This is a genomic window from Bradyrhizobium sp. SZCCHNRI3043 (assembly GCF_032377735.1).
Lineage (GTDB): Bacteria > Pseudomonadota > Alphaproteobacteria > Rhizobiales > Xanthobacteraceae > Bradyrhizobium.
Genome location: NZ_JAUHID010000009.1, coordinates 21900 through 39660, shown reverse-complemented (window position 1 = coordinate 39660; position 17761 = coordinate 21900). Strand labels below are relative to the sequence as shown.

The following is a 17761-nucleotide window of genomic DNA, read 5'->3' as shown; positions in this document are numbered from 1 at the left end:
CATGGGCCGCGCCGTGTCGGCCATGGCAACCTTGCCTTCCGGGACGCATACAGGATCGGCAGTGGCCGCGTCGACAGCGACTTGCTCCGATTTGCGTCCCCCGCGCGCGACACGATCAGCGCGTGAAGTCCTGCGGCGTGAACGACATCTCGATCACCTTCCACTCGTCATAGCGATCTCGCGGCAGCATCGAATAAGGCTGGCAGGCGTTCAATGCCTCGACGGCGCTTTCCTTCAGCTGCGCAGCCTTCAGCGGTGCGATCACCTCCCTCACCTCCGGCTCCGTCGCCAGCCGCCCGTCGGGCGTCATTGCGAAGCGCAGCCTGACCATGACCCGGTCGGACGGTGACATCGAAGCCGAAAGACGGGCGCAGCTCCTGACCCGCTGACGCAGCGCCGTCTCCAGATTGGCCGCGAGGTTGGTTGTCGCGGCCGGCCCGGCGTCCTTGGCATCGTCCGGGCCGATTGCCGGCGGCAGCGGCGAAAGCGGCTCGGGCAGGCCCAGCATGACGCCGTATTTCACCGTGATGTCGGGCTCGGGCGGCACATAGCTCGGCGCCGGAGCCGGCACAGGCGGCGGCAAAGGCTTGGCGGCCGACTTCGCCTCCGCCTTGGCGGCCGTCTTCACGGCCTTGGACGGCGGCATCGGCGAAGGCTGCGGCAGCGCCGGTGAGGGAGACGGCGGCTTCGGCATCTCCTTCGCCTCCTGCACCGGTGGCTGCGCCAGCTCAGGCGCCGGAGGCGGCGCGGCGGCCGCCGGCGACGGGCTCGGCGCCGGCTGCGGCAGCGTCAGTTCGGGCGATGGCGACGGCACCGGCTCCGGCGTCTTCTGCGGGTCGTCGGCATCGACGATGTCGACGGCAACCTCGTCAGTCCTGGCAATCTCGTAGGGACGCACCGTGGTCGAGACCACGACCCCACCGGCGATCAGGAGATGCGCGAGCACCGATGCGGCGATGCCCCAACGGATGAACTGCCAACGTTCCATGCTGCTTCACTTGCGCCCGCGCCTGACCGAACGCCGGACGGATTGCCTGGGCTGCGCGCGGTCTCGCCGATCATTGGCAGGGATTGCAGCGCCAGCCGCCGGCCGCGCCGGCCATGTCGGTGTCTAGCATAGCGGCGCGGGCGCCGCCCTCAATCCCATTTCGGCGCAAAGGCGAAGTTGGTCATCCGCCCTTCGGGACTGCCCATCGCGAAGATGTCGGCCATGTCCTGCTCCGAGAGCTCGAAATCGAACACGTCGAGGTTCTCGGACAGCCGTTCGATCTTCGAGGTGCGCGGGATCGCCACCACGTTCTGCTGCACCAGCCAGCGCAGGCAGATCTGCGCCGGGCTCTTGCCATGGACGCGGCCGATCCGCGTCAAGGTCGGATCGTTCTTGATCTTGCCCTTGGCGATCGGGCTGTAGGCGACAAGCGCGATGCCATGGCGCGCGCAGGCATCGCGGACCTTGGTTTGATCGAGATAGGGATGATACTCGACCTGATTGCACACCAGCGGCTCGGGCGATGCCGCCACCGCCTCGTCGAGCAAGGCAACCGTGAAATTGGAGACGCCGACGTGGCGTGCGAGCCCGAGCGTCTTGGCATGCGCCAGCGCGCCGAGCGTCTCGGCCAGCGGCACGTGCGGGTTGGGCCAGTGCAGCAGCAACAGGTCGACCTCGGAGACGCGCAGCCGGACCAGGCTCTCCTTGGCCGAGCGCTCGAGGTCGTGCGGCGCGAAATGCGTGGTCCACACCTTGGTTGTCAGGAACACCTCGCTGCGCCGGACGCGCGAGGCGCGCAGGCCTTCACCGACCTCGTGCTCGTTCTCATAGACCTGCGCGGTGTCGATGTGCCGGTAGCCGAGGGTGAGCGCCTGCTCGACGATGCGGCTGCAGGCGCGCCCGCGCAGCTCCCAGGTTCCGAGACCCAAAGCGGGAATTCCGGCACCATTGGCCTCGATCATCAGCATGGCCGTGCACTCCAGAGCGCGTGCAACATTATGTAGGCACACGCTGGGCGTTGCCAACGCACGACCCGTGTTTGGCTTAAGTCTTGGCTAAGGCGGCAAACACCGTCTCGGGCGCGTGCGCGATGACGGTGAGCAGCGCGCGCGCCGGGCCGCGCGGCATGCGCTTGCCCTGCTCCCAGTTGCGGATGGTCTCGACGGGCACGCCGAGCTTGGCGGCGAATTCCTGCTGGGTCAGCTGCACCCGCCGCCTGAGATCGCGCACTTCGAGCGGAGCCGCGGGCGCCAGCGGAATCTCCTCGCCGTCACGCAGCTCCACGATCCGTCCATCTGCCTTCAGCCGCAAGCGTTGCATCGTCCGACTCCGTCTCGAGCGACAGTGTCGCCGAACCGCGTTAAGGCCGGATTAACGATATAAGTCGTTCAGGGATTGCGCTTATTTCAAGCCGAACCACAGCGTGGCGATGCCGAGAAACGAGAAGAAACCGACGACGTCGGTCACCGTCGTGACGAAGGTTCCCGAGGCGACGGCCGGGTCGGCGCGGACCCGTTCGAGCACCATCGGAATCAGGATGCCGCCGAGCGCACCCGCGACGAGATTCGAGATCATCGCAAGCCCGATCACGATGCCGAGCCCGGGCATCTTGAACCACGCCACGGCGGCGATGCCGGTGACGAGCGCGAAGGCCAGACCATTGACGAGCCCGACCAGTCCCTCGCGGATCACGACCCGCATCGCATTGTTCGGCCCGAGCTCGCGCGTCGCCAGCGCGCGCACCGCGACCGTCATGGTCTGGGTCGCGGCATTGCCGCCCTGGCTGGCGACGATCGGCGCGAGCACGGCGAGCGCCACCATCTGCTGCAACTGGCCCTCGAACAGGCCGAGCACCGATGACGCCAGGAACGCGGTGGCGAGATTGATCAGCAGCCAGTTGAAGCGACCCTTTGCGATGGTCCAGACGCTGTCGGACAATTCCTCGTCGCCCGACACGCCGCCGAGCGCCTTGAAATCCTCGTCGGCCTCCTCCTCGATGACGTCGACCACGTCGTCGATGGTGATGACGCCGGCCAGCCGGTTATCGGCATCGACCACGGGGGCCGCGACCAGATTGTACTTGCCGAACAGCCGCGCCACTTCGGCGAGATCGTCGGTGACGGTGACGCGACGGCGGTCCTCGTCGATCAGATCGGCCAGCGGAACCGGACGGCGGGCGCGCAGCAGCGCATCGAGCGACACCGCGCCCTGCCAATGCCGTGCGTCGTCGACCGCATAGATCTCGTAGAACCGCTCGGGCAGATCCGGCGTCTCGCGCATGTAGTCGATGGCCTCGCCGACCGTCCAGCCCAGTGGAACCGCGATGACCTCGCTCTGCATGCGGCGGCCGGCCGAGCCCTCGGGATAGTCGAGGCTGCGCGCCAGCGCGTCGCGCTCCGACGGCGGCAGGCGTTCGAGGATCTCCTCCTTGTCCTCCTCGTCGAGGCTTTCCAGCAGCTCGACCGCATCGTCGGATTCGAGCTCGCGCACGCCCTCGGCGACGGTCGCAGGCTCGAGCTCCTCGAGGATCTCCTCGCGGACCGCGTCGTCGACCTCGTTCAGCGCGGAGAAGTCGAAATCGGTGCCGGTCAGCTCGACCAGCCGGACACGGTCGTCCGGCGCGAGCGCCGCGATCAGGTCGCCGAGATCGGCCTCGTGCAGCTCGGCGACCTCGGCGCGCAGAAACGCCTCGTCCTCGGCGGCGATCGCCGCCGTGATGGCCGCGATGAATTCGGCGCGAATCACGCCGGATTCGGTGCGCATCGGCGCGCGATCGCGTAGAGTAGCATCAGCATGGGCAACGTCCGATGTCTCGTTCATGACGTGCCTCACGCGCTTGATTTCAGAGCAAATGGTCTGATTTGTGCTTTCACGCATTACATAATCGGCAACAGCGAGCGCAACGGGAAAAGATGCGGCTTTGGCGACCGATGACGGGATGGGTAAACGCGGCCTGCGTCGTGGCGGCGCTGCTTGCGGCTGACGTCGCCGCAGCTGCGCCCGCCGCATGCCCGCGCGAAGGTACGCTCGGCACGTCGCGCATTCTCACCGTCGATCCCGCGACACATCCGCGCGTCGGCCTGAAGAGCTTCCCGGACACGCTGCCGCTGCACGACGGCGAGGTGGTGCTGACCTTCGACGACGGCCCGTCGCCGCCGATGACCGACAAGGTGCTCGCCGCACTCGCCAGGGAATGCGTGCGCGCGACCTTCTTCCTGGTCGGCGAGCCTGCGTCGCGCCGCGCCGCGCTGGTGCGGAAGATCGCGGCCGAAGGCCACACCATAGGCCATCACACCTTCACGCATGCGAATCTCGCGCACATCACGCCGGGACAGGCCGTCGATGAGATCGATCGCGGCATCGGCGCCGACGAGAAGGCGCTCAACGGCGCGGAGACGACCACGCCGTCGACGCCATTCTTCCGCTTTCCCTATTTCGAATCGACACCGGCGACGCTCGACCTGCTGCAGTCGCGCGGCATCGTCGTGTTCGGCGCCGATCTCTGGGCCAGCGACTGGAACCCGATGTCACCGCAGCAGACGCTGAAGCTGCTGACCACCCGGCTGAGCCAGGCGCGCAAGGGCATCATCCTGCTGCACGATCCGCAGCCGCGCACGGTCGCCATGCTGCCCGCGTTCCTGCGCTACCTGAAGAACCACGGCTATCGCGTGGTCCATGTGGTTCCGAAGCAGCCGGCGGATGTGCATCACGAGCAGCATAGCGAGCGCCCTTCACCCGCGCCGACGACGCCGAACGAAGGTGGTTAATCCGTCGTTCAGGACCCCTGTCTACGCTCGACTGCCGTGATCACGGCGATTTCTACCGCTTGCAATCCGGCAACAGCCGCGTGCAAACCGGAACCAGGAACGATGTCATCTCGCGACGGCCGAACATCCCTGCTATGTCTTGGCGGTCGCTTGCCCGTCCCGCGCGGCTGCGACACATCATCGAGCGTCGAAGACCCTGGCCGAAGGGGCCGGGACGGTGAAGGGAATGTGAGCAGCGTGATGCGTGATCGTCGGTGGGCTTGCGTCGGACGGCCAACATGGCTCGCAGTGCTGTTGGGCACCGTCGCCTGCGTCGCCTCCAGTGTCGGATCGTCAGCCGCATCGGCGGCCGATTGTCCCGGACACCCGAACGCGCTCGGCACGTCGCGCGTCCTGGTGGTCGATCCGCGCGAGCATCCGCGCCTGGGCGCGATGCAGTACAAGGAGACGCTGCCGCTCAAGGATCACGAGGTCGTCATCACCTTCGACGACGGGCCGCTGCCGAAATACAGCAATCGGGTGCTGCAGATTCTCGCCGACCAATGCGTCAAGGCGACGTTCTTCACCATCGGCCGCCAGGCCAAGGCCGATCCCGAGGGCGTGAGGAAGCTCGCGGCCGCCGGCCACACCATCGGCACTCACAGCCAGAACCATCCGCTGAGCTTCAACAAGATGACGCTCGAACAGGTCCAGCCGGAGGTCGATCAGGGCATCGCCTGGACGAAGGCCGCGCTCACCGATCCCTCCGCGCTGTCGCCGTTCTTCCGCGTGCCTGGCCTGCTGCGCGGCGACGCCGTGGAAAGCTATGCCGCCTCGCTCGGCCTGCAGGTCTGGAGCGCTGACTTCCTCGCCGACGACTGGCGCAGCATTTCCGGCGCCAAGGTCTACGAGCTCGCGATGAAGCGGCTGGAGGCGCGCGGCAAGGGCATCCTGCTGCTGCACGACATCCAGGCCCGCACCGTCACGGCGCTGCCGAAGATCCTCGCCGATCTCAAGGCCAAGAACTACAAGATCGTGCACGTCGTGGCGGCAACGCCGGACCGGCCGGCGACGCCGACCGAGCCCGAGGATTGGCTGGTGCATCGTCCGTCGGACGAGACCCCGGTGGCGCATTGGCCCAGGATCGCGCCCGTCGATCTCGCCGGCGCCGAAACACGCGCCCGCGCCAGGCTGGACGATTTCGGCATTCTCGACGTGCCCGCGGCCGTCACGCACGGCGCCCAGAAGCCGGCATGGCCGCGTCCGCCGCTCGCGCCGCGCCTTGCAGCGCCGGCCTTGGCAGCGCCGGCGCCCAATCTGTTCGCATGGCCGCCTGTCGCGCCGCTGTCGGCGCAGCGGCATCAGCTCGCCCGGCTCGAGAGCCCGGCCCCGAAGGCGGCGACTGCCAAGCCGGCGCCGCGTCCGCTGCGCCTCGCGAGCCTCAGGCGGCGCTGAACATTCGCAGATGTTGCACGCGGGGATGCCGCACGATTCGCTCGCCCTCGCCTTCGGCTGCTGGAACTCGATATCGCGGCGATCGGCCTGATGCACACCGATCGCGGTGCGACCGATCAATTCGAGACCAGCTTGCTGACGCAGAGGATGACGGCGGCGGCCAGGAAGAACAGGTCGATGTAGGATTTCTTCTCGCCGTCCTTGCGCAGCGATCCGACGTCGGACACCACCTGCCTGCTGACCACCTGCCCCACCGGCCCGTCGCCGAGCATGCCGGCCAGCCGGCGGACGTCCGATTCCATCTTCTCGATCCGTCCGAAGAAATGGAAGGTGCGCACCACCGTGACGGCGCGCATGCCGGCATAGATCAGCACCACGAGCGCCAGGACGGCGCGGTTCTGGTACTTCTCGATGTAGTTCAGGCTGAGATAGACGGCCGCGAGAAATACGAAATTCGAGATGAAGCGGTACACGAGGCCCGTGAAGTTCATCTGCTCCCCCACATGATGTTCGGATCACTGGCCGACGACAGAACTCACGAAACGCGTTTCGCCCCCGCGTCCTGGTTCAACCGGCGTCACCCTAGGAGAGCGGGCTTGCGAATTCGTGAAGTGGAAATTTTGCAGCGCCAGAACAGGCCCGCTTGGTAAACAAGGGACTGCCCGGAGAGCGCCGCTGCAGCCTGCAATTGCAGGGCTGCAGCAGCTCTCGCAGCTATGCGCCGAATCGCGCCGGCGCGCAGGCGGCGACGTCGACGCTCGGCGCCTCGCCGCTCATCAGCTCGGCGAGGATGCGACCCGTCGCAGGCCCCAGCGTGAAGCCCTGGTGGCCATGGCCGAAATGCAGCCACAGGCCCTTGTGACGCGCCGCCTGGCCGACGACCGGCAGCATGTCGGGCATGCACGGCCGCGTGCCGATCCACGGCTCGGGCTCGACCGGCTTGCCGAGGTCGATGAGCTGGCGCGCGGCAGCCTCGGCCTTGCCGAGCTGAACCGGGGTCGCCTTCGCATTCGGCGATGACAGCTCGGCGCCGGTCGTGATGCGCACGCCGAGCGCCATCGGGTTCATCAGATAGCCGAGCGCCGCATCGCGCAACGGCAGATCGAGCGGGGCGCCGCCGCTGTAGTGACGGTGATAGCCGCGCTTGCGCACCATCGGGATGTCGTAGCCGAACTGCTTCAGGAACTCCGGCGACCACGGTCCGAGCGCGACCACCACGGCCTCGGCCTCGATGCGTCCCTCCACCGTGGTGACGGCCCAGCCGCTGCCCGCCTGTGCGAGCGTGGTCGCGTCGCCGCGCAGCAGCTTGCCGCCGCGCCGCGTGAACAGCTCGGCATAGGAGCCGACGAGGCTGCCCGGGTCGGACACGGTCCACGGCTCCTGCCAGTGCAGGCCGCCGATGCCGCTGTCGATCAGCCCGGGCTCGGCCTGCTTGAGCTGCTGGGCGCTGAGCAGCTTGAACTTGACGCCGAACGCCTTGCCGACCGCCTCGGCCTCCCTCGCCTCCTTGTCGAACTGCGCCTGCGTCCGGTGCAGCACGCGAAAGCCGTCGCGGCGCACGAGATTGCCGGCCCCGGCCGCGAGAATCAGCGGCTCGTGCTCGGGCGCGGCGCGTGCGATCAGTTGCGCATAGGTCCGCGTCAGCACCTCGTGCCGGGCGGGGAACGAATTCCACCAGTATTGCAGCAGCGGGCGCACGTGATAGGGCAACGCCGCGAGGCTGTAGTGCACGTCGTTGGTGCGCGCGAGCGCAATGTCGAGCACGCCGGCGAGATCATAGGGCATCGCGTAGGGCCTGACGGCCTCGCTCTGGATGATGCCGGCATTGCCGTAGCTGGTCTCGCGGCCTGGCTCCCTGCGGTCGACCAGCGCCACTGACCAGCCGCGGCTCTGCAGGTGCAGCGCCGTGCCGACGCCGACCATGCCGCCACCGAGAACGATCGCGCTTTGCATCGTCATCACTCCTATCTCAGGTCCGCGCCGCCGCGACGACGGTGACCTCGATCTTCACATCCGCCATCATCTGGGCCTGCACCGTGGTGCGCACCGGCAGCGGGTCCTTGAAGTGCCTGCGATAGGCCTCGTTGTAGGCGGCGAAATCCGCCTTGTCGGCGAGGTGCACCATGCAGGACACGACGTCGTCGAGCGTCAGGCCTTCGCCGGCAAGCGTCTCCGAGATGTGCTTGAAGACGAGATCGGTCTGCGCCGCGATGCCTTCGGGAATGCTGCCGTCATCCGCAACCGGGATTTCGCCGGACAGGAACACCAGGCCGCCGGCGCGGCGCACCAGCGAAAACGGCCATGAGGGGGCGTCGGACATCGTTAGTCGCTCCAGGATGTATTGATCATGATGGCCGGCCTCAATCCCACGCCATGAAGCCCGGCGTCTGCGCCAGCGGCGGCAGCGACGCGAGCCTGGCGAGGTCCGGCCGGGGACGGCGCAGCTCGGAGTCATCGGCAAAGGCGGCCTCCAGCGCCGCGGCGACGCCGAGCACCAGCGCATCGCCGCCGCGGGGACCTACGATCTGCAGACCGAACGGCAGGCCGTTGTCGTCGAGGCCGAGCGGCAGGCTGAGCGCGGGGTGGCCGGCGAGCGTCACCGCATAAGCAAGCGCCAGCCAGTGGAAGTAGGAGCGTGTCGGCACGCCGTCGATCTCGGCCGGATACAGCTCGACCCACGGCCGCGGGCTCAAGGTGATGGTCGGACTGATCAGCACGTCGTGGCTTGCGAAGAAGCCCTGATAGGCGCGGTAGATGCGGGTCTGGTTGGCGCTCGCGCGCGAAAAATCGTCGAGGCTGTAGCCGAGCCCCTCCTCGACATTGGCGCGCACGTTCGGCCCCAGCATGTCGGGCCGCTCGCGAAAATTCTTGCCGTGCTGGGTGAGGAACAGCGAGGCGCGCAGCACCGCGAAGGTCTCGTCGGCGCCGCTGCAATCGGGTGCGCTCTCGTGCGCGTCAGCAAACAGCGGCGCGATGCGCGACACGCGCGCACGGAAGGCGCGGCGGATCAGCGCTTCCGTCGGCGCAAAGCCGAAATCCTCGGTGAAGGCGAGCCTGAGCGTCTTGAGTTCGACCGCCGGCGGCACCGCCCAGCGCGATGGCGCGCCGCGCACGGCTTCGCCCGGCAAGGTGTAGGCGAGCGGATCGCGCGCATCGTCGCTCGCCATCACCGACAGCATCAGCGCGGTATCGGCGACATCGCGCGCCATCGGCCCATCGGTCGACAGGCACGACCAGCCATGGGCGCGCTTCTCGCTGGCGACGAGGCCGTAGGACGGCCGCATGCCGACGATGCCGGAGAAGCCGGCCGGATTGCGAAGGGAGCCGCCGGTGTCCGAGCCGGAGGCCAGCGGGGCCATGCCGCAAGCGAGCGCGACCGCCGAGCCGCCGGAGGAGCCGGCGGCCGAGCGCATCGGGTCGAACGGGTTGCCGGTGGCGCCGAACACGGGATTGCGGGTGTTGCCGCCCGCCGCCCATTCCGGCGTGTTGGTCTTGCCGAAGATGATCGCGCCGGCAGCGCGCAGCCGGCCCACCGAGGCCTGGTCGACGGCCGGGACATTGTCGGCCAGGATCGGGCTGCCATAGGTGGAGCGCATCCCGGCGGTGTCCTGGGTGTCCTTGATCAGCACCGGCAGACCGTGCAGCGCCCCCCGGTCCTCGCCCCTCACGATCTCGGCCTCGGCGGCCTTGGCCGCCGCGCGGGCAGCCGGCTCGTCCAGGGTCACCACCGCGTTGACGGCCGGATTCACCGCCGCAATCCGGTCCAGACACGATTCGAGCAGCGCAACCGGCGAGATCGCCTTTGTTTTCAGGAGGTTGACCAGCTCGACGGCGGTCTTGTCGCAAATCGATTCCACGGGGCTTCTCTTTTCCGTTTCGGAAAACTATTTAGCATATAGGAAATCGAATGCACGACCCGAAAACGCATTGTTCCACCGCTGTCCACGCATGACCTTCGGACATCGGGGCACCCAATTGAATATGTTGTTCTTTGGGGCGAGATTGTCGGCCTGCCCCGGCCATCGGCACGCCTGATCCGCTAACGGATTTTCCGGAGATCGCTTTGACAGACACTGCCATCAGCGCGTCGACCGAAGGCCCCCACTCCCAGCTCGGCCAGTGCCTGAAGGCGGCCCGGCAGGCGCGCGGGCTGACCCTGAAGCAGGTCGCCGAAAAGACCGGCATGGCGCTGTCGACGCTGTCCAAGGTCGAGAACGGCCTGATGTCGCTGACCTATGACAAGCTGCTGCAGCTCACCTCGGGCCTGCAGATGGACATTGCCGAGCTGTTCAGCCCTGCTTCGCCGCGTCCCGAGGCGGGTCGCCCGGTGACCGCCCGCCGCAGCGTCAGCCGCGCCGGCCAGGGCCAGATCGTCAACACCAGGTTCTACACCTACACCTATCAATGCACCGACCTGATCGGAAAGCGCATGGTGCCGATGATCGCCGAGGTGCGCGCCCGCACGCTCGAGGAGTTCGGCCCCTTGCTCCGCCACAGCGGCGAGGAATACTTCCTGGTGACCCGCGGCACCATCGCCGTGCACACCGAGTTCTACGCGCCCGAGACCCTGCACGAAGGCGACGGCATGTATCTCGACAGCACCATGGGCCACGCTTACCTCAACGCCGGCGAGACGGACTCCGCGCAGGGCGTGTGTCTGTGCACGAGTGAGCAGGCCGATCTGTTCGAGCAGCTGCACCGGATCGCGAAGAAGGATGCGGTGGAGTGAGGGGCGCGTCGGCGGCACGTTGAAGCAGAGGCGAGACGCGCTATGTTGAACAAGGAAGGTTTTTGTCCAACAGAACCCGGATCATCATGGCCAAGGCACCTGCCGGCAAATCCCCCTCCCGCCGGGGCAAGCAAACCGCTCACGGCATGTCGCGCCGGCCTCGTGTTGAGGCGACGATTGGACGCGTCGTCCCGAGCGAGACGCGCGTCCAGGCGGTCATGCAGGCAGCCGAACGGTCCGGACTCCTCAAGGACAAGGCGGGACGGATTGGCGGACGCGTGAGCTCCGCGTTGGTCCGGCAGGCCAAACGGCAAACGGGAATCGAAACGGATACCGACCTTTTCGAGTTTGCTCTCGCGACCATCGCGCTCGAGGATAATTTCGCGCAAGTCTTCAAGGAATCGCGCGGGACGGTCGATCCGAAACTGAAGCTCGGCTATTGACGTGGCGGCATTCGACTTCGAGAGCGCGCGGCGCTGGGCGCGTTTCGATCCACGGGGAACGTGGCACGGCGGAGCGATGACGAGCTGCCATTTGTCGGACCCGGCCTGATTGCCGGACAAGGACTTTTGCTCGACACTTGTGTCTATATCGACCAGATGCAGAGCCGCTCACCTCCCATTCTGGACGAAGTCATCGCGCGTCGTCAGGTCAACCACTCGATCCTTGCGGTGCAGGAGTTGATGCACACGGTTGGCGCCTTGAACCCAACCGACTCGCGCACTGCGTCCGTCATCGCGGTGGTTGGACGACAGATCAAGGCAACGCCCTCGCATTGCGTCTTCATCCCAGACGCCGAAATTCTTGGACGCGCAGCACTCCTGTCAGGCATCCTTTGCCGAACCCAGGGTTATGACAAAGATGGCAAGTTCCGCGCTCTCCAGGATTGCGCGCTGTTCCTTCAGGCGCAGAAGCTCGGCTTGGTGGTCCTGACGGCAAATGTCACCGACTACGACATATTGCTTCAGCTCATACCGAAGGGACGAGCGCTCTTCTATCGAGGAGCCGACCCTGATCGGGCTTAGAGCTTTGCATTGAGCCAGTCTCGGTCGCTGCGCTGAGGCTGCGTGTCCGCACAGCCGTCTTGGATTCTTCATGTCGGACGTTGCGCCATGGCTGCAACGACGTCTCCTCGCTCTCATGGTTCAACGCCGTCCCGAGCAGCGCGGGAGAAAACCCGGTTGCGCCAAAACTCTGTTTTCGTCTGCCCCCTCAACCACATCACCCCTGTCCAGTCGTTCCGTGAAAAATATTCCTCTTTCGCTTTTCCGAAAATCATGATTTTCTACCACCGTCCCGCCTCAGCACGAGGGGCGTTTCGCGATCGTCACGACACGCGGGGTGGGATGCGGTGGGCGTGTCGGTTCGCAGCATGCTTGGCATGCGGACGAACGAATCCGATGCGCCGGCGAAATCGTAGGGTCCTGGCCTCCCGGTGCTGAGGCCAAGCTCGTGACAACGCGTTCGCGTTGCGCGGGTGACGGGGGCAAGACAGCCGGTCCCCGGGGAGAGGACGTATAAGCCGCCCAACCATCGCGCGGGGAATGCCGGGATGTCTCGGCTGAACCTGTGGTTCCTGCCGCCAGCATTTTTTCCGCTGGCGGGCCATGGGTGCGGCCAGCGCCCGGCATTCCCTGCGCCCTCGTTGTCGAGAGGGCGAAACCACCGGCACAGCTCGGACGCATCACGCGCCGCGAGGCGGAGACGGCTCGCCCGGACGGCGCTGTGGATCGGGGCAAACGAGGGATCGCTCACCGCATGATCGCTGCGGACTCACGTCGCTGTCCTGCCGGACAAGGCCGACACGATCGCCTCCGACAATTGGCTCAGCCGGAACGGCTTGGCGAGAAGCCTGGTCGTCGCCCGGAATTCCTCCGGCACCAGCGAGGGGTCGGCGAAGCCGGACATGAAGACGATGGGCAGATCGGGCCATCTGCGGCGCACCTCGCGCGCCAGGTCGATGCCGGTCAGGGCATCCGGCAGGAGAATGTCGGTCAGCAGCAGCGCGACCGGGTCCGGCCGCTCCAGTTCGGCAATCGCCGCGGCCACGTTGGTGACGACGACCAGGCTGTAGCCCATCGATGTCAGCATGGTCGATGCCATCGCGCCCACCAGCGGATTGTCCTCCACGACCAGGATCCGTTCGCCAGTCTGCGGCCGCGCCAGCCGCGCCGCGCCGGCGCGCGCGCGACCGGTGACGCCCGGCCCCGCGCTCGGCAGATACAGCGTGACGCACGTGCCCTCCGCCACCCGGCTGTCGATCAGCACCGTGCCTCCCGATTGCCGCGCAAAGCCATAGACCATGCTGAGGCCGAGGCCGCTGCCCTTGCCGAACTCCTTGGTGGTGAAGAACGGCTCGAAGGCGCGGCGCGCGATCTCGGGCGGCATGCCGGCCCCCATGTCCGACACCGCGATCGTCACGTAGTCCCCGGGCATGATGCGCTCGTCGCCGTCATCGAGCGGCTGGTCGAGCACGGCATTCGTCGTCGTGATCGTCAGTCGACCGCCGCCATCCATCGCATCGCGCGCGTTGAGCGCCAGGTTGAGCAGCGCGTTCTGCAATTGCGTCGGGTCGATCAGGCAGTGCCACAGCATCGGATCCTGCGCCAATTCGATCTCGATGTTCTCGCCGAGCGTCCGCTGCAGGATCGTCGTCATCCCGCTGACCAACTGATTTACGTCGGTGATCTGCGGCTGCAGCGCTTGCTTGCGGGCGAAGGCCAGCAGCCGCCGGTTGAGATCGGCGACCCGCTCCGCCGCCTCGATCGCCCGCTCGACCATGCTGCGGCAGGAGACATCGGCGGGCGGCAAGGCGTCGAGCAGCAGATCCAGATTGCCGAGCGTCGCCGCCAGCATGTTGTTGGAATCGTGCGCGATGCCGCCGGCCAGCTGGCCGACGGCCTCCATCTTCTGGGCCTGGCGCAATTCGTCCTCGATGCGCTTGCGCTCGGTGATGTCGACCGACAGCACGAAATAGCCGCGCACCGTGCCATCCTGGCTGCGATCCGGCACCCGAATGGTCTGGCACCAGCGTTCACGGCCGTCGGGAAACGCGATCTTCTCCTCGCCGCCCGCGGTGCGGCCGGCCAGCGCGGCCTCGATCTTCGGCCTCACCTCGCCACGTCGCGCGGGATCGATGTAGTCGTCGATCCTGCGGCTGCGGCCGGCTCCGGTGGGCGGCTGCGCGTACCATTCGCGTGCGACACGATTGGCGTAGCGGATGTCGCCGTCGGCGCCGACCTGGACGATCAACGCGGGCACGTTCTCCGTGACCAGCAGATGCTGCTCGAAATTGTCGCGCAGCGCCTGCTCGGATGCCGCGCGCAGCCGCCATTGCCGCGCCAGGACGAGGCCGAATCCCGAGATCAGCAGATTGAGCCCGGCGGCGATGGCGCTGTAGTACAGCGCGTTGTGTTTCCAGCCGGCCAGATACTCGACCGGATCGCGCGCCACGGTCACCACCAGCGGCAGGCCGGCGACGCGTCGATAGCTGATGCTCCGCGACGTGCCGTCCGTCATGCCGCTGCCCTCGAAGCTGCCGTGAGGCGCCTGCGGGAGATATTGGCTGAACAGACGATTGGACCGAACGTTGCGGCCGGCAAAATCGTCGGCGTGCGGCGAGCGCAGCAGGATCGTGCCATCGTCTCGATAGAGCGTCACCGTTCCGCGCTGCCCGACGTTCAGCGACAGAAAGAACTGCCGCAGATTCTCGTAGTCGACGGCCACGACGATCACGCCGGCGAAACGTCCGCCCGGCATCATCAAGGCGCGGCTCACCGCGATGAACAGACCCTTGTTCACACGCGAGGCCACCGGCACGTCGATGAACAGGCCGCGGCCGGGGTCATCGCGCTGGACCCTGTAATAGGCCCGATCGGCGAAATTGTTCTCGCGGCCGGGAACTCCGTTGCCGGCGCTGTCGCCGAGCAGGTTGCCGTCCGCATCAATCACGACGATGCCGCCCGCGGCGGGATACGGCGCCACCCTGCGCTTCAGCTCGTCGATCAGGGCCGGATTGCCGACGGTGAGCAGCGATGGGTCCTGCTTGAGACTGTCGATCGTCGTGTTCAAGAGCACGTCGACGCCCTGGATGTTGCGCAACATGTATTCTTCGAGCGCGCGGGCAAGATCGCCGTTGGCGGCCTCGGTGGCCCGATAGGTCTCCCGATAGTTGACGGAAAGCATGTGCGCCACGAAGGCATCACACAGCAGCGCCAGCACGAGGCCGCTCAGCACGATGATCCAGGGGGTCCAGCGCCGATCCATCCACGATCCGGACGCGGCCCTGGTCCAGGCGTCGACAATGCCTGCCTGCCGCGGACCGCGCCGATGGTCGGCTCTCGCTTTGATCTGGTCCCGCATGGCGTCGAATTCAGGAGGTCGTCGGGCGGTTTGATTGTGAATCGATCGGCGCGTCAAGCATCGGCGAAAGGTCCGGATTGTGCCGAATTCCGCGTCTCCAGGCGCGTCGCGATCCATATCGCGGGCGCTCGATAGCACGGTTTGCCGGGGCGTGTCATCGGCACCCGCCAAGCGCTGCGGCGGTCGCGGAAGGGCTCGAGGCGTCAAGACGCGGTCAGAGCTGATGCTCGAACGCCTCGCGCTCGGCACGGCTCAGATGCAGGCCGTGCTTGGTGCGCCGGTCGAGGACGTCGGCGGCCGTGACGGCCCACTCCTGCTCGCGCAGAAAAACGAGCTCGCGCTCATAAAAGGAGGAACCGAAATGGCGGCCGAGATCGCCGACGTTGCGGGATGCTCCGAGCAGGTCGCGCGCCCGGGTGCCGTAGAGCCGCGCGCAATGTGCCAGCACCGCCGGCGGCAATCCCGGATACTCGCCGGCGAGATCAGCAAGGAACTGATCGAACGGCGCACCGAGATCGCCGCCCGGAAGACACGCGCCCGCCGTCCATGCCGACGCCAGCTGCGGAAACCATGGCGCGAGGCGCTCCATCGCTTGTTCGGCAAGCCGGCGAAACGTCGTGATCTTGCCGCCGAAGATCGACAGCAGCGGCGGCTGCCCGGGTGCACCATGTACCTCGAACGCGTAGTCGCGCGTCACCGCCGACGGATTGTCGGCGTTGTCGTCGTAGAGCGGCCGCACCCCCGAGAAGGCGTGAATGATATCCCCCTTGCCGGGCGCAGCCCGGAAATAGCGGTCGAGCACGGCGAGCAGATAGTCGACTTCGGCACCGTCGATCGCAACGTCTTCCGCGCGGCCGTCATGCACGATGTCGGTGGTCCCGATCAGCGCCAGATCGGTCTCATAAGGATTGACGAAAATGACGCGGCGATCTGTGTTCTGCAGCAGATAGGCCTGCGATCCGCTCCAGAATTTTGGCACCACGAGATGGCTGCCTTTCACGAGCCGCACATTGTGCGCCGAGTTGAGCCCGGCGACGCCCTGCACCACGTCCTGCACCCAGGGACCTGCGGCGTTGACCAGCGCCCGCGCGCTGACGGTCTGCAGCTCGCCGCTCTCGGAGCACATCTCCAGCCGCCAGACGCCATTCTCTCGCCGTGCGCTCACGGCGCGGGTGCGCGGCAGGATCGTCGCGCCCTTGCGTGCGGCATCGACGAGATTGAGGATCACCAGCCTGGCATCGTCGACCCAGCAGTCCGAATATTCGAAGCCGCGCCGGAATTCGGGGCGCAGCGGCGCGCCCTCCGGCTCATGCGCGAGATCGACGTTGCGGCTCGCTGGCAGCTGCTTGCGGCCGCCGAGATGGTCGTAGAGGAACAGCCCGGCGCGCACCAGCCAGGCGGGACGCTGCTCCGGCGAGTGCGGCAGCACGAAGCGCATCGGCCAGATGATGTGCGGCGCCGAGGCCAGCAGCACCTCGCGCTCGATCAGGGCCTCGCGCACCAGGCGGAATTCGTAGTACTCCAGATAGCGCAAGCCGCCATGAATCAGCTTGCCCGATCGCGACGAGGTGCCCTCGGCGAAATCGTCCTTCTCGCACAACAGCACCTTCAGGCCGCGGCCGGCGGCATCACGGGCGATACCAGCGCCATTGATGCCGCCGCCGATCACGGCGAGGTCCAACAGACCGTGATCGGTTCCGCTGCGTGAGACCGTCGCATTCATCGCTTGCTGCTGCGCTTCTTCTCTGGCTTGCTGCGCGCGGCGGCGCGCGCCTTTGCCGTCGCCTTGGCCGGCTTCGCCGCCTTCGCCTTCGGCTCCTGCAGCCCGTAGGTCGAAAACCCCTGCGACGTCTCGGCGATCTCGGCGTCGCCCAGGATGTGCGGCTGGCCGAGCGCGAGCGACAGATAATATTGCCGGGCGATGGTCTCGAGCTCGACCGCGAGCCACATCGCCTTCTCGAGACTGGCACCAACCGCGATCATGCCGTGATTGGCCAGCAGGCAGCCGTTGCGGCCTTCCAGCGCCTCCAGCGCGAGTTCGGACAATTCGGCCGTGCCGAAACGCGCATAGCCGGCGCAGCGGATGTCGGTGCCGCCGAACGCCGCCATCATGTAGTGACAGGCCGGTATCGGCTTGCGCGCGATGGCGAGCACGGTGGCATAGGTGGAATGCGTGTGAACGACGCCGCCGACATCCGGACGGCCGCGCATGATGTCGAGATGAAAGCGCCATTCCGTCGAGGGCTTCAACGGCCCCTCCCAGGAACCGTAGTCACCCTCGAGCGGCATCGAGGCGATCATCTCCGGCTTCATCGAGTCATAGGGCGTCGCCGAGGGCGTGATCAGCATGCGGTCCTTGTAGCGGGCGGAAATGTTGCCCGAAGTGCCCTGGTTCAGCCCCGACGCATTCATCCATCGGCATTTGGCGATGATGTTCTCGCGGATCAGCCGTTCCTCGCGATTCATGTCGAAAACCTTTCG

At 66.8% G+C, this 17761-nt stretch carries 16 protein-coding genes; 5 read left to right on the top strand and 11 right to left on the bottom strand.

Going from position 1 to position 17761, the window contains the following annotated elements:
- Positions 1 to 115: 115 nt before the first annotated feature.
- From QX124_RS19165 to mgtE, 4 genes are all read right to left on the bottom strand, one after another.
- Positions 116 to 988 (bottom strand): hypothetical protein, encoded by an 873-nt coding sequence (locus QX124_RS19165; RefSeq protein WP_315775255.1) that lies wholly within the window; start codon positions 986 to 988, stop codon positions 116 to 118.
- A gap of 149 nt (positions 989 to 1137) precedes the next feature.
- Positions 1138 to 1956 (bottom strand): aldo/keto reductase, encoded by an 819-nt coding sequence (locus QX124_RS19160; RefSeq protein ID WP_315797978.1) that lies wholly within the window; start codon positions 1954 to 1956, stop codon positions 1138 to 1140.
- Positions 1957 to 2032: 76 nt separating this feature from the next.
- Positions 2033 to 2308, bottom strand: coding sequence for a helix-turn-helix domain-containing protein (locus QX124_RS19155; protein WP_315740344.1), 276 nt, complete (start codon positions 2306 to 2308; stop codon positions 2033 to 2035).
- Between the two features lie 81 nt (positions 2309 to 2389).
- Positions 2390 to 3808, bottom strand: coding sequence for a magnesium transporter (gene mgtE, locus QX124_RS19150; protein ID WP_315797977.1), 1419 nt, complete (start codon positions 3806 to 3808; stop codon positions 2390 to 2392).
- A 110-nt stretch (positions 3809 to 3918) separates the two neighbouring features.
- On the opposite strand from mgtE, the gene QX124_RS19145 reads away from it, so the two are divergent.
- Positions 3919 to 4755, top strand: a complete 837-nt coding sequence (locus QX124_RS19145; protein ID WP_315797976.1) for a polysaccharide deacetylase family protein — start codon at positions 3919 to 3921, stop codon at positions 4753 to 4755.
- 240 nt (positions 4756 to 4995) lie between these two features.
- Entirely contained in the window at positions 4996 to 6189 is a 1194-nt protein-coding gene (locus tag QX124_RS19140; RefSeq protein ID WP_315797975.1) for a polysaccharide deacetylase family protein, read from the top strand.
- Between the two features lie 116 nt (positions 6190 to 6305).
- Here the strand turns inward: QX124_RS19140 and QX124_RS19135 are convergent, their stop codons facing one another.
- The 4 genes from QX124_RS19135 to QX124_RS19120 all read right to left on the bottom strand — a co-directional run bounded on the left by QX124_RS19135 (position 6306) and on the right by QX124_RS19120 (position 10046).
- Positions 6306 to 6680, bottom strand: coding sequence for a hypothetical protein (locus tag QX124_RS19135; RefSeq protein ID WP_315740348.1), 375 nt, complete (start codon positions 6678 to 6680; stop codon positions 6306 to 6308).
- 223 nt (positions 6681 to 6903) lie between these two features.
- The gene (locus tag QX124_RS19130) at positions 6904 to 8142 is read right to left on the bottom strand and encodes an FAD-binding oxidoreductase (protein WP_315797974.1); all 1239 of its coding nucleotides are present in this window, start codon (positions 8140 to 8142) and stop codon (positions 6904 to 6906) included.
- Between the two features lie 16 nt (positions 8143 to 8158).
- Positions 8159 to 8509 (bottom strand): RidA family protein, encoded by a 351-nt coding sequence (locus QX124_RS19125; RefSeq protein WP_315740350.1) that lies wholly within the window; start codon positions 8507 to 8509, stop codon positions 8159 to 8161.
- A gap of 40 nt (positions 8510 to 8549) precedes the next feature.
- Complete coding sequence (locus tag QX124_RS19120) at positions 8550 to 10046, bottom strand: amidase (RefSeq protein ID WP_315797973.1); 1497 nt, start codon at positions 10044 to 10046, stop codon at positions 8550 to 8552.
- Positions 10047 to 10252: 206 nt separating this feature from the next.
- On the opposite strand from QX124_RS19120, the gene QX124_RS19115 reads away from it, so the two are divergent.
- The 3 genes from QX124_RS19115 to QX124_RS19105 all read left to right on the top strand — a co-directional run bounded on the left by QX124_RS19115 (position 10253) and on the right by QX124_RS19105 (position 11943).
- On the top strand, positions 10253 to 10918 hold the full coding sequence (locus QX124_RS19115; protein WP_315740352.1) for an XRE family transcriptional regulator: 666 nt from the start codon (positions 10253 to 10255) through the stop codon (positions 10916 to 10918).
- Positions 10919 to 10980: 62 nt separating this feature from the next.
- Positions 10981 to 11361: a hypothetical protein gene (locus QX124_RS19110; RefSeq protein WP_315797972.1), complete on the top strand. Its 381-nt coding sequence runs from the start codon at positions 10981 to 10983 to the stop codon at positions 11359 to 11361.
- 60 nt (positions 11362 to 11421) lie between these two features.
- A complete protein-coding gene (locus QX124_RS19105) occupies positions 11422 to 11943 on the top strand; it encodes a DNA-binding protein (RefSeq protein ID WP_315797971.1) in 522 nt (173 codons plus the stop codon).
- Between the two features lie 748 nt (positions 11944 to 12691).
- Here QX124_RS19105 and QX124_RS19100 read toward each other — a convergent pair.
- The 3 genes from QX124_RS19100 to QX124_RS19090 all read right to left on the bottom strand — a co-directional run bounded on the left by QX124_RS19100 (position 12692) and on the right by QX124_RS19090 (position 17746).
- Positions 12692 to 15184, bottom strand: coding sequence for a hybrid sensor histidine kinase/response regulator (locus QX124_RS19100; protein ID WP_315797970.1), 2493 nt, complete (start codon positions 15182 to 15184; stop codon positions 12692 to 12694).
- Positions 15185 to 15494: 310 nt separating this feature from the next.
- A complete protein-coding gene (locus QX124_RS19095; protein WP_315797969.1) occupies positions 15495 to 17003 on the bottom strand; it encodes a glycerol-3-phosphate dehydrogenase in 1509 nt (502 codons plus the stop codon).
- Complete coding sequence (locus QX124_RS19090) at positions 17000 to 17746, bottom strand: class II aldolase/adducin family protein (RefSeq protein ID WP_315797968.1); 747 nt, start codon at positions 17744 to 17746, stop codon at positions 17000 to 17002. The genes QX124_RS19095 and QX124_RS19090 overlap by 4 nt, the downstream gene beginning before the upstream one ends.
- Between the last annotated feature and the right edge of the window lie 15 nt (positions 17747 to 17761).